The sequence below is a fragment of the Flavobacterium rakeshii genome (assembly GCF_009741375.1).
Classification (GTDB): domain Bacteria; phylum Bacteroidota; class Bacteroidia; order Flavobacteriales; family Flavobacteriaceae; genus Flavobacterium; species Flavobacterium rakeshii.
Genome location: NZ_WOWP01000033.1, coordinates 25,654 through 41,154, shown reverse-complemented (window position 1 = coordinate 41,154; position 15,501 = coordinate 25,654). Strand labels below are relative to the sequence as shown.

Here is a 15,501-nt window from a genome sequence, read left to right as displayed (position 1 = left end):
AAGTGCCCTCTTTTTTAAAGATGGGCACTTTGCTGTTACTATAAGGAAATGAAAAAAGTTATCTGTTCAGTAATGTTAGCTTCCCTTTTTATCATGGGGTGCAGCAATAATGATGAAGATTATGTAAGCCTCTCTCCTGAAGAGGGAGAACAGTATTCCGGTGGTGTGGCTACCGTAAACAATGCAACCGAAGAGGCTTTTGGTTTTGCTTACTCAGGATTAACACCAGATCAGTCTACTGATTTTGGGGTAGGTAATTCTTTTTTCAGGCAAACTTGGGTTTCGGCACCATCAAGCACTACGGCGCGCGATGGTTTAGGACCTTTTTATAATGCTGTTGCCTGTTCCAGTTGTCACTTTAAAGATGGTAGAGGACGCCCGCCTATGTATGATGGCGAACTTGGAAGAGGACTTCTTTTCAGGTTTAGTGTTCCGGGGGTTGATGCTCACGGGGCTGCCTTGCCCGATCCGGTTTACGGAGGTCAGTTACAGGACAACGTAATTTTAGGGCCTGTTCGTGAAGGACAGATGACCATTGTTTACCAAACGATTACAGAAACTTTTGCAGACGGTACTACCGTAGAACTGCAAAAACCAACATATACCGTAACCGATCTTGGTTACGGAAGCCTTGCTTCAAACGTGCAAATTTCGCCACGTATAGCTAACCAGATTGTTGGTTTAGGACTTCTGGAGGCAGTACCGGAGGCTACATGGCTTTCTTTTGCCGATGAGTTTGACGCTAATGGTGACGGAATTTCAGGAAGGGCAAACTATGTATATGATGTAGAGAGCAACTCACAACGCATGGGCCGTTTTGGCTGGAAAGCCAATCAGCCTAATGTAAGGCAACAGGTTGCAGGCGCACTTAGTGGTGATATGGGGATAACTTCTCCTGTATTCCCTGAGGAAAACTGCCCACCGGGTGTAGACTGTAGTACTATTCCTAACGGAGGTGATCCTGAAATACCAGAACTTGCTTTTAACAGGATGGTATTGTACTCCAGTGCGCTTTCTGTTCCTATCCGCAGGAATTATGACGACCGGTCGGTATTAAGAGGAAAGCAAATTTTTAATGACATTAATTGTGTGGCTTGTCATATCCCGAAAGTGGATACAGGAAACAGTTACTACATTTCAGGATATGCTAACCAAACCATAAGGCCGTATACTGATTTGCTTTTACACGATATGGGTACTGAGCTGGCAGACAATGCTCCTGATTACCTGGCAACAGGCAGTGAGTGGAGAACTCCGCCATTATGGGGTATAGGATTGGTTGAAACCGTAAACGGGCATACCAACTTCCTGCATGACGGAAGGGCGCGTAACATTACTGAGGCTATTTTATGGCACGGTGGCGAGGCGCAAACCGCCAAAAACATGTTTAAGGAACTTTCGGCTTCCGAAAGGGAAGACCTGCTTAAATTCCTTAATTCACTTTAAATTTTATTACACTATTTAATAAAATCTGACCGAAATCCGCATAGGGCAACCCGTGCGGATTTTTTATTTTCCAAAATCGGCTACATGACAATTGTCATTTTTTAGCAGTAGCGTGTGGTATAATTTTGATATTCAAATAAATCAGTCACAATGGAAAATAATATACTTCAAAAATATAACGTTCCGGGGCCACGCTATACCAGCTATCCTACAGTACCATACTGGGATAATGGCGGCTTTACCGAAGACGTTTGGAAACAGAGTTTTTTACAGGCTTTTGACGAAAGTAATGCAACCGAGGGTATAAGCCTGTACATCCATTTACCGTTTTGTGAAAGCATGTGTACTTTTTGCGGATGCAACAAAAGGGTAACCCGCAGGCATGAGGTAGAAACCACATACATAACAGCAGTACTTAACGAGTGGAATATGTATTGTGATTTGTTACCCGAAAAACCAAGAGTAAAAGAACTTCATTTGGGTGGAGGAACACCTACATTCTTCAGTCCGGAGAATTTAGAGATCCTTATAAACGGAATTTTTGACAGGGCTGTAAAAGCACCCGATTATGAATTCAGTTTTGAAGGGCATCCTAATAATACCACAAAGGAGCACCTGCAAACCTTATATGATTTAGGGTTCAGAAGGGTGAGCTTCGGGGTACAGGATTACGATATTATTGTACAGAAAGCCATTCACCGTGTACAGCCGTTTCAAAATGTGGCAAGAGTTACTTTTTGGGCAAAGGAAATAGGATATACCTCTATAAGTCATGACTTGGTTTTCGGACTTCCGTTCCAAACGGTGGAAACTATGGTAGACACCATTGAGAAAACCAAAGCCCTGAATCCCGATAGGATTTCATTTTACAGTTATGCTCATGTGCCTTGGATAAAAGGTAACGGGCAACGCGGTTATGACGAAAAGAATCTGCCTAAAGATGAGGAGAAACGTATGTTATATGAAATAGGTAAACAACTCCTTGATGAAAATGATTACTATGAAATAGGTATGGATCATTTTGCTCTTAAAAGCGATGCAATGTACACAGCTTATAAAGAAGGTAAACTGCACCGTAATTTTATGGGCTACAGTGCCTCTAAAACCCAACTTATGATAGGACTTGGGGTGTCTTCAATTAGTGATAGCTGGTATGCCTTTGCACAAAATGAAAAAGTACTTGAGGATTACTATAAAAGAATAGAACTTAATGAGCTTCCGGTTTTTAGGGGGCACTTATTAACCGATGAAGATCTTATAATAAGAAGGCATATTTTAAACCTTATGTGCAGTTTTACAACATCATGGGAAGATAGTTCACTTTATTTCCCTGAACTGCCTGAAACATTATTAAGCCTGAAGGAAATGGAAAATGACGGGCTGCTGGAGTTTGGTAAAAACAGTATCACTGTTACCGAAGCTGGTAAAGCCTATGTAAGAAATATTTGTATGGCCTTTGATTTAAGGCTGAAAAGGAAAGCGCCGGAAACCAAGTTGTTTTCGATGGTTGTTTAAATCACTCCTTACAACCTGACCAAAGAAAAAGCCTCTTATTTGATTAAGAGGCTTTTTCGATTTGTCGAACTATCATTTTAAAACTACCTGCAATGAGGTATTTCCTGTACATAAAGGCTGGTATTACCCGGTGAAATATAGGGGATACCCAGCCCAAGTCCCCTTACAATAAAAAATACGCCAATAATGGCAACTGCATAGGGGATAAGTTTATTTATCTTATTTCTAAAAGGAGAGGTAAGCATGGTACTTACATATACAACTGCACTCATCATAGGGATAGTACCCAGTCCATACAGTACCATAAATAAAGCTCCCAGTAGTGCATTTTGCATAGCTATTGCGCCAAACAGGGCAGCATATACCAGTGCACAGGGTAAAAAGCCGTTAAGGAGCCCGGTTACAAATATCGCTTTATTGGTTTTTTTTCTAAACTGGGCTCCAAGGCTACTTTTTACACTACTTATTATTTTGTATACCGGTTTTGAAAAGTTGTATTTGGCAAACTTTTTTTCCGGTATGGCAATTATGGTTATCATGATGATTCCCGATGCTATGGCCATGTTTTGCTGCATCCCGGCAAGGTAAAGCCCTCTGCCCAGGAGTCCGAAAACTAAACCCAGTGAACCGTAGGCCGTGAGCCTGCCGGCATGATACAAAAGTATTTGTATCGTTTTTTTGGTTTCGTTGGTTCGGTCTACCGGCAGCATCATGGCTATGGGCCCGCACATGCCCATGCAGTGCAGGCTTGATATTAATCCTAATAAAAGAGCTGAATATAACATACTCTTATTTTTTAGTTTTGTTAATTAGTACACTGTGACCTCTTTTTTATTAAGGTAGCCTTTACCTTCATATTCCCAGTCTACAGTAATGTTCCAGCGGCCGCCTACCAAATCACTTTTAGGTATGAGCAGATTAGAAGCAGATATTGATATTGGTTTTTCAATATCCAGCTTTTGGTTAGACGGCCTGTACAGGAACACTTTTCCTTTTATTTTGGCAGTATCAAATTCGGCAGGAAACTCTATTTCCACACCGGCTTCGGTACTGTTTATTTTTACCTGATGTTGCAGGCTCACGGCATTTTCCTGCCTGTTTAACTGATCCTGCAATATTCTTTCCTGTTTGTAGTAATCTTCCACAACCAGTTCGTTGTCATATTTCCTGTCTGATTGTACCCTGAATACAAAAAACAGTATGAAGCTCATAAAGAGAGCAAATGCGATTACGATTCCCGTTCCCCAGTTAATTTTCATAATCATTAGGTTTTAGTTAAATGTCCTTGGGCCTAAAAAGTTGGTCGACTCGGTTTCTATAAGTCTGTCACCATCATAAACCTCAAGGCGTATTTTAGTTTTGTCGCTTTTTAAAAGCGCTTCGTTTATTTCCACAAACAGAGTTCCCTGTGCAGTACCTGCTTTTGGTACAGTAAAATGAGAAGCTCCCACCACTTTTATTTCTCCTTTAGGCGATTTTAGCTTAAAGTGTACATCATTAAAGTCTTTTGTGGTTTTGTTTATAATTTTGTAGGTAAATACATTACTTATGTTTTCACCTTTATGCTCATACAATTGTCCCGGCAGGCGTAATACAGTTGCCTCAACATCGTTTCTTAAAAACATCATTCCGGTAAATATGCCCATAAGTATAAACAGTACGGCAGTGTAGCCTTTCATCCTGGCAGTGAAAACAAATTTTTCCTTTTTGGTAATCTCATCTTCACTGGCATAACGAATGAGTCCTTCCTGAAAACCAACCCTGTTCATTACCGTGTTACACTCGTCAATACAGGCAGTACAGTTAATACACTCCAGTTGGGTTCCGTTTCTTATATCGATACCGGTAGGGCAAACATGTACACACAGTTTACAGTCTATACAGTCACCTTTACCCGTTACAGCCCTGTTTTCATTTTTAACAATTTTGCCGCGTCCGTTTTCGCCTTCGCCTCTTTTATGGTCGTAAGCAACGATAATAGATTTGTCGTCCAGCAGTACACCCTGTAGCCTTCCGTAGGGGCAGGCAATGATACACACCTGTTCTCTGAACCATATATAAATGAAGTAGAATACTCCGGTAAATATCAGTAAGGCAATTAAAGTACTTACATGTTGCCCCGGCCCCTCGGTAATCATTTGTATAAGTTTGTCGCTACCTGTAAGGTAGGCAAGGAACACATTGGCAATCAAAAATGATATTACAAAGAACACAAACCATTTAAGGCTTTTTTTTCTGATTTTTTCGGCGTTCCATTTTTGCTTTTCCAGTTTTATCTGGGCATTTCTGTCGCCTTCAATCCAGTACTCAATGCGACGGAAAACCATTTCCATGAATATGGTTTGCGGACAAATCCATCCGCAGAAAATACGTCCAAAGGCTACCGTAAACAGTGCTACGAATATCACCCCGATTATCATTGAGATAACAAACAGGTGAAAATCCTGTGGCCAGAAAGGGAAACCAAATATGTTGAACCTGCGTTCCAGCACATTGAACATTAAAAACTGGTTCCCGTTTATTTTTACAAACGGAGCAGCAAACAGGAAGAGGAGCAAAAAATAACTAACTAATTTGCGGTACCTGTATAGTTTACCCGAAGGTTTTTTGGGGTATACCCATGATCGTTTACCTTCCTGATCTATGGTTCCTATCCTGTCCCTAAACTCTTCTTCCTGTATATTGCTCATGGTATTTAGCTTTAGTTTGCTGCTACTTCAGGTGTTTCTTCTGTTGTTTCCTGTTTAGCTTCTTCTGTTGGCTGGTCGCCATCGGTTTTGGTTTCGTCTTTCCATATTTCTCCGTCAGGAGCTTTAGGGTCTACAGGATTTGTGCCCTGTAAAGACAATACATAACTTGCTACCAGCTGAATTTCTGATGGTTTAAGTGTACCTTTCCATGCCACCATACCTTTACCGTCACGACCACCTTCTGTAATAGTGTGGAATACATTTTTAATTCCGCCACCTAAAATCCAGTACTCATCAGTAAGGTTTGGACCAATTGCACCACCACCATCTGCCCTGTGACAGGCTACACAGTTAGTTTCAAAAATCTTCTTACCTGCGGCAAGGTCACCCTCATCTGTAAGTAGTGTAACACTGTTGGCATCAATAAGGTCTTTAGCTGTTTTTTTGTATTCTTCCACAGCGATGCGAGCCTCTTCCATTTCAATTTCGAATTCTTTTTTCTGATCAGCTCCATCCATTATGTGGTACTTAACCAGATAGACCAATCCGAATATTATGGTTACATAGAAAAGGTTAATCCACCATGGCGGAAGAACATTGTCCAATTCCTTGATTCCGTCATAATCATGATGAAGCAGTATTTCTCCTTCTTCCTCAATAGGTTTAACTTTTACAAACCAGCTTTTTATTTTTTTAAATAGTTTAGAATCGGTAAAATCTAAAGCATCGGCCTCAGCCAGTTTTTTCTTTTGTTCATCGGTAAGAATACTGTAGGTAACCTTGTCGATAGCACTTATGGTAATTTCAATGGCTATTTGAAGGAACAAAAAGATAAACAGGAAGATGGATACTTCAGGATATTTGAGGAATGCAGGTCTGTCTCCCGAATCTATAAAGTACTCCAGTGCCATGAAAACGAGGGCAAAAATTACAGGAACCCTTACGTATACCGGTATAAATTTTTTCATAGTTATAAGTTTATGTTCAACTATTGGTTGTCGTTGTCGTTATCTGAAAACGGTAGGTTACTCATTTCGTTTATCTTGTCTTTTTTGTAGGTATACACCCAGGTATATAGTGATACAAAGAAGATGAAGAAAATAAGCAGCGATATGATAGGGTACACCTCAATCCCTGAGATGGTATCCATATTGTGTTTTATAAACTTTAGCATGACTTATTATTTTGAGTTATTGGCAGTAGCGGCCGGTTTAATTTTAATATCGGTTCCCAGGCGTTGCAGGTAAGCAATAAGTGCTGTGATTTCCCTGTCTTTCATCGGGACAAACTCTTCACCGTTTGCCTGTGCCGCTTTTTTGCTGGCTTCATAACTTTTTACAAAATCAGGGTCAACATGCAGACTTTCTTCAATTTTAGTAGCCTGCTCGTTCATAGCCTGTTGTGCATTGGCAATATCCTCATCAGTATATGGTACACCAAGTTTTACCATTACCTGCATTTTTTTCTCAATTTCGCTTCGGTCCATTTTCTTGTTGTCAAACAGCCATTTGTAAGATGGCATTATAGAACCTGCCGATGTACTTTGCGGATCCCACATGTGGTTAAAGTGCCAGTTGTCACTGTATTTACCACCTATACGCATTAGGTCTGGTCCGGTACGTTTAGAACCCCAAAGGAATGGGTGGTCGTACACATATTCGCCTGATTTGGAGTACTCACCGTAGCGTTCAACTTCCGATCTGAACGGACGTATCATTTGAGAGTGACAGTTTACACAACCCTCTCTTATGTACAGGTCACGACCTTCAAGCTCCAGCGGAGTATATGGCTTAACCGTAGAGATAGTAGGGATGTTAGATTTTACCATTAGGGTAGGTACAATTTGTATAATACCACCTATAAGTATGGCGATAGTAGCCAGTATGGTAAGTTGTATAGGTTTTCTTTCCAACCAAGGGTGGAATTTCTCACCTTTCATTCTTTTACCTGTTATTCTTTCAAGAGCAGGAGCTTCGGCAAGTTCGTCTTCAACAGCCTTACCCTGGCGAACTGTCATAATAATGTTGTATACCAGTACCAGTAAACCTATTACGAACAGAGTACCACCTATGGCTCTCATCCAGTACATTGGCATAATCTCTTTTACAGTTTCAAGGAAGTTACCGTATTTAAGAGTACCATCAGGATTAAACTGTTTCCACATAGATGCCTGAGTGAATCCGGCAACATACATAGGTAATGCATATAATATAATACCCAGTGTACCTATCCAGAAATGGAAGTTGGCAAGCTTAACAGAGTATAGTGATGTTTTTGTCATTCTTGGTATTAACCAGTAAATCATACCAAAGGTTAGGAAACCGTTCCATGCCAGTGCACCTACGTGTACGTGAGCCACAATCCAGTCGGTAAAGTGAGCAATAGCATTTACATTTTTAAGCGAAAGCATTGGTCCTTCAAACGTAGCCATACCATATCCGGTAACGGCAACTACGAAGAATTTCAAAACAGGATCTGTACGTACTTTATCCCAAGCTCCTCTTAAAGTTAGTAGTCCGTTAATCATACCACCCCATGACGGAGCGATTAGCATTATTGAGAACACCACACCCAGGTTTTGAGCCCAGTCTGGCAGGGCAGAGTATAACAGGTGGTGAGGTCCTGCCCATATATAGATAAAGATTAACGACCAGAAGTGAATAATAGACAGTCTGTAAGAATATACCGGTCTGTTAGCTGCCTTAGGCAGGTAGTAGTACATTAACCCAAGGAATGGTGTTGTAAGGAAAAATGCCACGGCATTGTGACCATACCACCATTGTACAAGGGCATCCTGTACACCGGCATAAACAGAGTAACTTTTCATTCCGTTTACCGGAAGTTCAAGGCTGTTAAAGATGTGTAGAACAGCAACGGTTATAAATGTTGCGATGTAAAACCAAATAGCTACATACAGGTGGCGCTCCCTTCTCCTTAAAATAGTACCTATCATATTGATACCAAAAACAACCCAAACAATAGCGATAGCAATATCTATAGGCCATTCCAGTTCGGCATATTCTTTTGAAGTGGTGTATCCTAAAGGAAGTGATATGGCTGCGGCTACAATAATAAGCTGCCAGCCCCAAAAGTTTACGTTACTTAAAAAATCGCTAAACATGCGGGCTTTAAGCAGCCTTTGCATAGAGTAATAAATCCCTGCAAATGTGGCGTTACCCACAAAGGCAAAAATTACCGCATTGGTGTGTAAGGGTCTTAACCTACCGTAGCTAAGCCACGAAATACCTTCGGTTAATCCCGGAAACATGTACATAGAGGCTATTAACAAGCCCACAAGCATCCCTACCACACCAAATACTATTGTGGCATAGAGGAATTTTTTAACTATTTTATTGTCATAATAAAATTGCTGCACTTCCATATTAATTTGTGTTATTGTGATTGTTTTCTTTTTTCTTTAATTCGTCGTCAAAAAGCATTCTTACAGACGGGGTGTAGTCATCGTCATACTGGCCGCTTTTTACGGCCTTTATAAAGGCAAAACAGAACAGTATTGCCACAACGATACTGATGGAGATTAGTAAATAAATGACACTCATACCTAATTAATTTGTGTTAACAAAACTACTGTGGGGCAGCAGGAAAAAACATGATATTTGTCATGCCCACACATTTTTTTACATTAATTTTTTGATTCTTTTTTAGCATAATAATTACTCATAATAGTCACGAAACTTATTATGGTTATGGTACTTAGCGGCATAACAATAGCAGCGGTTAACGGAGATAGTTTTCCGCTTATGGCAGCCGTAAGTCCAAAGGCATTATAGGTTAGGGAAATACCAAAACTCATTTTGATGGTTTTAATAGCCTTTTTAGATAGTTTAAGGAAGTAGGCAATGCTTTCAAATTTGGTAGCATCCAGTATACCGTCGCAGGCGGGGGAGAACACATTAATATCTTCAGATACCGATATACCCACATTACTTTGTGCCAAAGCCCCTGCGTCGTTTAATCCGTCGCCTATCATCATTACGTTTTTACCTTCCTTTTGCAGGTTTTCTATAAAAGCCAGTTTTTGTTCGGGTTTCTGGTTAAAAATGCATCGGGTATCGGGTGGCAAGAGTTGCTTGAGTATTTCGCGCTCCCCCTCGTTATCGCCCGATAGTATTTTGAGCTCGTAATTATTACTAAGGTTTTCAAACAGGGCTTTTACGCCATTGCGGTAACTGTTGGCGAAAACATACTTCCCTTTAAACTCACCGTCAATACTTATATATACTGCCGTTTGGAGGGTAAGTTGTTTAGTAAGACCTATAAAATGAGCCGAACCGATTTTGATTTGCTTACCATTTATTTTCCCTTTGATTCCTTTACCTATGGTTTCGGTAAAATCATCAGTAAGTAGTGTATCTGTAGTAGGGAGAAAGTCGTATAACCTTCGGCTTAAAGGATGATTAGATCCTCTTAATACGTTTTTGATAAGCAGGAGTTCATCATCGGTAAACGGAGTTCCCTCATATACTATATCTGATTTCTTATTGGTGGTTATTGTACCTGTTTTATCAAAAACTATAGTATCAACTTTAGCCATTTGTTCTACTACTGTGGCATTTTTAAGGTATAGTTTTTTACGCCCCATAATGCGGAGTATATTACCCAGTGTAAAAGGAGCACTTAATGCCAGTGCACAGGGACATGCCACAATAAGTACCGCGGTAAATACATTAAAGGCAGTGTTAAGGTCTATAAATGCCCAGTAAACAAAAGACAGGCCGGCAATAATAAGTAAGGCAGGAGTAAAATACCTGCTTATGGTATCGGTTATGGTTTTATAGTCCTGTCTGTCTTTTTTGGTAAATATATCATTGCTCCAAAGCTGTGTAAGATAGCTTTGTGATACCGAGCTGAGCACTTCCATTTCTATTATTTTACCTATTTGTCTTCCTCCGGCAAAAAGCTTATCGCCTGATTTTTTATTTATTGGGTCGGCTTCACCGGTTACAAAGCTGTAATCAATCGCTGTATCGTCACTAATAAGTATACCGTCTACAGGAATAAGTTCCTGATTACGTATAAGCAGCCTGTCTCCGGCAGCCACATCATATACCGATACAGATGTTTCACTTTTGTCTTGCAATATCTTGGTAACGGCAATAGGGAAATAGGATTTGAAATCCCTTTCGAAAGAAAGGAAGTTATAGGTTTTTTGCTGAAACAAACGCCCTAAAAGCATAAAGAACACCAGCCCTGTAAGGCTGTCAAAAAAGCCCTGCCCGTAACCGAAAATAATATCTACGGTACTCCTTATGAACATAACTATTATACCAAGTGCAATAGGTACATCTATATTGAGCATTCCGGTTTTAATGCTTTTCCATGCTGATATATAATATCCGCTAGCGGCATACAGAAATGACGGAAGAGAAAGCCCGAAAATTAACCAGCGGAAAAAGCCTTTGTAATTGTCCAGCCAGTATTCTTCCATCTCAAAATATTCCGGGAAGGATAACAGCATTACATTACCAAAACAAAAGAAGGCTACCCCGAGTTTATAGATAAGTTCGCGGTTTACCTTTTTTTTGCGGGCTTCATAATTGTCCAGACTTATGTAGGGTTCGTAACCTATATTACATAGCAGGTGTACAATTTCTTTAAGGGTTGTTTTTTCGGGATTGTAAACTATGCGTACCTTTTTATTGTGGAAGTTTACCTGCGAACTGCTTACACCTATATTAAGCCTGTTGAGGTTTTCCAGTATCCATATACAGGAACTGCAATGAATATGCGGAATGTAAAGTGAAACAATATGGGTGTCCTGTTCATGAAACTCTAACAGGCGGTATGCGATTTCCTGATTTTCCAGAAAATCGTACTTGCCGTTAATTTCGGTTGGGGTGGCACCCGGTGTTTTTTCAAAAGAATAATAATCTGTAAGCCCGTTAAGGGTAAAAATCTCATATACGGTTTTACAGCCATTACAGCAAAAAGACTTGTCGTTAAAAACAATTTCATCTTTATCTGCATAGCCTAACCCGCAATGATAACAATTTTGCGTGTCCATAATCTGCTCATTTACCTGATACAAAGTTGAGACACAGCCAAAAAATAAAATATGATATTTGTCATACAATCAGTACATTTGTACAACTAATCAATAATTGCCCTATGAGTAAATGTGACCAGTGTATTGTAAGGGAATTCAGCTCACTTAAAGCGCTGAATAAGGAAGAGCTACTCAAAATGGCCAACTGTAAAACATCTTATATTATCAAAAAAGGTGAGCCTATTTTTAGTGAAGGTGAAAATGTTAACGGCATTTTTTGTATTAAGGATGGTGTTTGCAAACTCTCAAAACTTAGTGAGAACGGTAACGAGCAAATTTTAAAATTGGTGGCTAAAGGTGAACTACTGGGGCAACGCTCTATGATTAGTGACGAACCCGTAAACCTTAGTGCTGTGGCACTTGAGGACATGGAGGTTTGTTTTGTGCCAAAAAGCGAAATACTTGGCTTTTTTAATGGAAACAACCAATTTTCCATGAATGTTATGAAATCCATTTGCGGAGACTTAAAAGAAGCTGATGATCACTTGGTTAATATGGCTCAAAAATCGGTTAGACAAAGGCTTGCCGAAACGCTTTTGGAACTCTATGAAACTTTTGGTACTAACGAGGACAAGAGCCTTAGGATAAAATTATCCCGTGAGGAAATTGCAGGTATGGTAGGTACGGCAACAGAGAGTTGTATCAGGCTATTATCTGAGTTTAATAAAAACGGACTTATAGAACTTTCGGGCAAGAAAATTACCCTTAAAGATTTTAATAAGCTAAGGAGCATGTAAGTAAAACTTAAAAATTTATTACTAATAAATTAGGAAACCCTACAGGAAACTGTAGGGTTTTATCTTTTCGGTAAAAAAGAATATATAAGTTGGGGATATGACAAAATACTATAAAAGGCAATAGGTTAAAAAAGGTATTTTTACGGGTTAAGCATCAAAAATTAATAGTAGTTATGGGGATTGCCTTACAAAGGATAAAAGCTTTAGGCTTGATTTTATTATTTACCACGTGCTGTATGGCACAAAATATAAACACAAGAGAAAAGATACAAATAGATAAAGACTGGCGTTTTAACTTCGGACATCAGTATGATACCGAAAAAGATTTTAATCATGGCACAGCTTATTTTTCCTATTTAGCGAAAACAGGAAACGGCGAAGGACCTGCAGCCCCGGGTTTTGACGACAGGGCATGGCGACTACTTGATGTACCACACGATTGGGCTGTAGAACAACCTTTTACCGAGGAGGGTAGTTTTAGTCATGGTTTTAAAGCTGCAGGGAAAGGATTCCCCGAACGAAACATTGGCTGGTACCGCAAAAAGATTGAAATTCCTCAAGAGGATTTAGGACGTATTATAACCCTAAAGTTTGATGGTGTTTTCCGGAACTCCAAAGTGTTTTTTAACGGATACTATTTAGGAACTGAAGAAAGCGGTTATGATAGCTTTGAATATGATGTTACCGATTATTTAAATTATGGAGGAGAAAACACCATAGTTGTAAGGGTAGATGCCTCTATGGAGGAAGGTTGGTTTTATGAGGGAGCAGGTATATACAGGCATGTATGGTTGCAAAAAACAAACCCGTTACATGTGGTACAAAACGGTACTTATGTAACAAGTGATGTATATACTGATTATGCTATGATTACTGCCAAAGTATCGGTAGAAAATAAAGGCTACTATAAAGGAGATATACAGGTAGTACAAACAGTGTTTAACCCTGCGGGTAAACAGGTGGATTCGGCTACAGAAAATACAAAAGCACCGCAGTTTTATCAAACCACAGATGTTACTTCAATATTTAAAATTTTTGATGCGGAACTATGGGATTTGGATAATCCTAATTTATACCTGTTAGTAACCGAAATAAAACAGAACGGGTTAGTTATCGACAGGTATGAAACTACATTTGGTATCCGTTCCATTCGTTTTGATGCCGAAAAAGGATTTTTCCTTAACGGGAAGAATATAAAACTAAAGGGTACCAATAACCATCAGGATCATGCCGGTGTAGGTACTGCAATGCCCGACGGACTGCAATACTGGCGTATTAAGCAGTTAAAGGAAATGGGTAGTAATGCTTATCGCTGTTCGCATCATCCGCCAACACCCGAACTGCTTGATGCCTGCGACAGGCTGGGTATGCTGGTTATAGATGAAACCCGACTTATGGGAATAAACAAGGTACACCTGGAAAGTGTGAAGGAAATGATTGAGCGCGATCGTAACCATCCTAGTATCATTTGCTGGTCGGTTGGCAATGAAGAGTGGAATATTGAAGGCAATATAAAAGGGGAACGCATTACACAAACCATGCAGGAGTATTCCCATAGTATAGACCCTACAAGACCTGTAACGGTTGGTATTAGTAGCGGTTTCAGGAGTGGTATATCATCGGTAGTGGAGATAATGGGCTACAATTATCTTGGTAATGGAGATATAGATGCCCATCGCAATGAATTTAAGCAACAGCCGGGAATGGGAACCGAAGAAGGATCTACTTTTGCCACAAGAGGTATTTACTTTACCGATGATGAGAAACATTATCAGGCAGCTTATGACCGTAAACCCCGACCAACTTTTTACAGTATTGAGGAAGGGTGGACATTTTATGCCGAACGTGATTATCTGGCAGGGATGTTCATTTGGACAGGTTTTGATTACAGAGGTGAACCAACACCATACGGATGGCCGTCGGTTACTTCATATTTCGGAATGATGGACGTATGTGGTTTTCCTAAGGATAATGTTTATTACTTAAAATCATGGTGGGGAAGTGAACCTGTACTACATTTGCTACCACACTGGAACTGGAAAGGGAAGGAAGGAGAAGTGATTCCGGTTTGGGTATATTCCAACTGTGATGAAGTAGAGCTTTTCCTTAACGGTAAAAGCTTAGGAAAAAAGAAAATGAAAGTTAACAGCCACCTGGAGTGGAATGTAAACTATCAACCCGGTAAGCTAAAAGCAATAGGATATAACAACGGGAAGAAAACCCTTGAGCAAATAAGGGAAACTACAGGAGAGGCTAAGGCTATTAAACTTACAGCCGATAAACAAACATTAACCGACGATAGCGATATAGCTATGATTACCGTTGAGATACTGGATAAAAAAGGATTACCTGTACCAACTGCCGATAACGATATTACTTTTGAGATAATAAGAGGTGGTAAAATAATAGGTGTGGGTAATGGTAACCCAACCTCTTTAGAACAGGACAGGTTTACAGATGCTGTAAGCTTAGTGAATATCAATAACCTGCAGGAACAGGAACTTACTACAGCAACATTACCAGATGAACTTTCGACTTATGCAGATGATAAATGGAAAGAAGCGTTTAAAGACAGGGATTATAAAAAACAGGCTCCGGCCTATGTATATAAAGGTACATTCGAACTTAATGGAGATTTGACTAAAGATAAAGTTACCTTCTTCTATCAGAAAATAGGAGGGAGGTCGGCTGTATTCATAAACGGTAAAAAGGTTAATTCGGATCCTGATGATGAACAAAAGTTTGTGTTGGCTCAGTCATTATTACAAAAAGGAACAAACACTATACATATAATTGCTACTCCGGTTTATAAAGAGCACGACTGGGATGTGGTAAATACCAATCCGGGAGTAATTCAGGTGGTTACACCAGCCGGAACTTGGCACAGAAAACTGTTTAACGGATTAGCACAGGTAATTGTACAAACAAACGGTAGTGGTAATGATATTATTTTATCTGCAAAAGCTGAAGGAGTTAAGGATGAACAATTGCAAATTAAATGCAAAACCAAATAAAGAGTTATTGTTAAATTTGTTTTTTTAGTACA

At 39.7% G+C, this 15,501-nt stretch carries 12 protein-coding genes; 4 read left to right on the top strand and 8 right to left on the bottom strand.

Going from position 1 to position 15,501, the window contains the following annotated elements; all coding sequences use genetic code 11:
- The first annotated feature begins 48 nt into the window (after positions 1 to 48).
- On the top strand, positions 49 to 1,446 hold the full coding sequence (locus GN157_RS09525; protein ID WP_157483183.1) for a di-heme oxidoreductase family protein: 1,398 nt from the start codon (positions 49 to 51) through the stop codon (positions 1,444 to 1,446).
- A gap of 150 nt (positions 1,447 to 1,596) precedes the next feature.
- Positions 1,597 to 2,961: an oxygen-independent coproporphyrinogen III oxidase gene (gene hemN / locus GN157_RS09520; RefSeq protein WP_157483182.1), complete on the top strand. Its 1,365-nt coding sequence runs from the start codon at positions 1,597 to 1,599 to the stop codon at positions 2,959 to 2,961.
- A gap of 83 nt (positions 2,962 to 3,044) precedes the next feature.
- Here the strand turns inward: hemN and GN157_RS09515 are convergent, their stop codons facing one another.
- The 8 genes from GN157_RS09515 to GN157_RS09480 all read right to left on the bottom strand — a co-directional run bounded on the left by GN157_RS09515 (position 3,045) and on the right by GN157_RS09480 (position 11,676).
- Entirely contained in the window at positions 3,045 to 3,746 is a 702-nt protein-coding gene (locus GN157_RS09515; RefSeq protein WP_157483181.1) for a sulfite exporter TauE/SafE family protein, read from the bottom strand.
- A 24-nt stretch (positions 3,747 to 3,770) separates the two neighbouring features.
- Positions 3,771 to 4,220 carry a FixH family protein gene (locus GN157_RS09510; protein ID WP_157483180.1) on the bottom strand — a complete coding sequence of 150 codons (450 nt, stop codon included), beginning with the start codon at positions 4,218 to 4,220 and terminating at the stop codon, positions 3,771 to 3,773.
- Between the two features lie 12 nt (positions 4,221 to 4,232).
- A complete protein-coding gene (ccoG, locus tag GN157_RS09505; RefSeq protein ID WP_157483179.1) occupies positions 4,233 to 5,651 on the bottom strand; it encodes a cytochrome c oxidase accessory protein CcoG in 1,419 nt (472 codons plus the stop codon).
- An 11-nt stretch (positions 5,652 to 5,662) separates the two neighbouring features.
- Complete coding sequence (locus GN157_RS09500) at positions 5,663 to 6,619, bottom strand: cbb3-type cytochrome c oxidase N-terminal domain-containing protein (RefSeq protein WP_157483178.1); 957 nt, start codon at positions 6,617 to 6,619, stop codon at positions 5,663 to 5,665.
- Between the two features lie 20 nt (positions 6,620 to 6,639).
- Positions 6,640 to 6,825 (bottom strand): cytochrome c oxidase subunit IV, encoded by a 186-nt coding sequence (locus GN157_RS09495; RefSeq protein ID WP_035135600.1) that lies wholly within the window; start codon positions 6,823 to 6,825, stop codon positions 6,640 to 6,642.
- A 6-nt stretch (positions 6,826 to 6,831) separates the two neighbouring features.
- Complete coding sequence (ccoN, locus tag GN157_RS09490; protein WP_157483177.1) at positions 6,832 to 9,033, bottom strand: cytochrome-c oxidase, cbb3-type subunit I; 2,202 nt, start codon at positions 9,031 to 9,033, stop codon at positions 6,832 to 6,834.
- A 1-nt stretch (position 9,034) separates the two neighbouring features.
- Positions 9,035 to 9,211, bottom strand: a complete 177-nt coding sequence (gene ccoS / locus GN157_RS09485) for a cbb3-type cytochrome oxidase assembly protein CcoS (RefSeq protein ID WP_084596082.1) — start codon at positions 9,209 to 9,211, stop codon at positions 9,035 to 9,037.
- Positions 9,212 to 9,294: 83 nt separating this feature from the next.
- Positions 9,295 to 11,676: a heavy metal translocating P-type ATPase gene (locus GN157_RS09480; protein WP_157483176.1), complete on the bottom strand. Its 2,382-nt coding sequence runs from the start codon at positions 11,674 to 11,676 to the stop codon at positions 9,295 to 9,297.
- 104 nt (positions 11,677 to 11,780) lie between these two features.
- Between GN157_RS09480 and GN157_RS09475 the strand changes: the two genes are divergently transcribed.
- Together GN157_RS09475 and galA are read left to right on the top strand one after the other, a co-directional pair.
- Entirely contained in the window at positions 11,781 to 12,455 is a 675-nt protein-coding gene (locus GN157_RS09475) for a Crp/Fnr family transcriptional regulator (protein ID WP_157483175.1), read from the top strand.
- A gap of 236 nt (positions 12,456 to 12,691) precedes the next feature.
- Complete coding sequence (galA, locus tag GN157_RS09470; RefSeq protein ID WP_231749111.1) at positions 12,692 to 15,469, top strand: beta-galactosidase GalA; 2,778 nt, start codon at positions 12,692 to 12,694, stop codon at positions 15,467 to 15,469.
- The last annotated feature ends 32 nt before the right edge of the window (positions 15,470 to 15,501 follow it).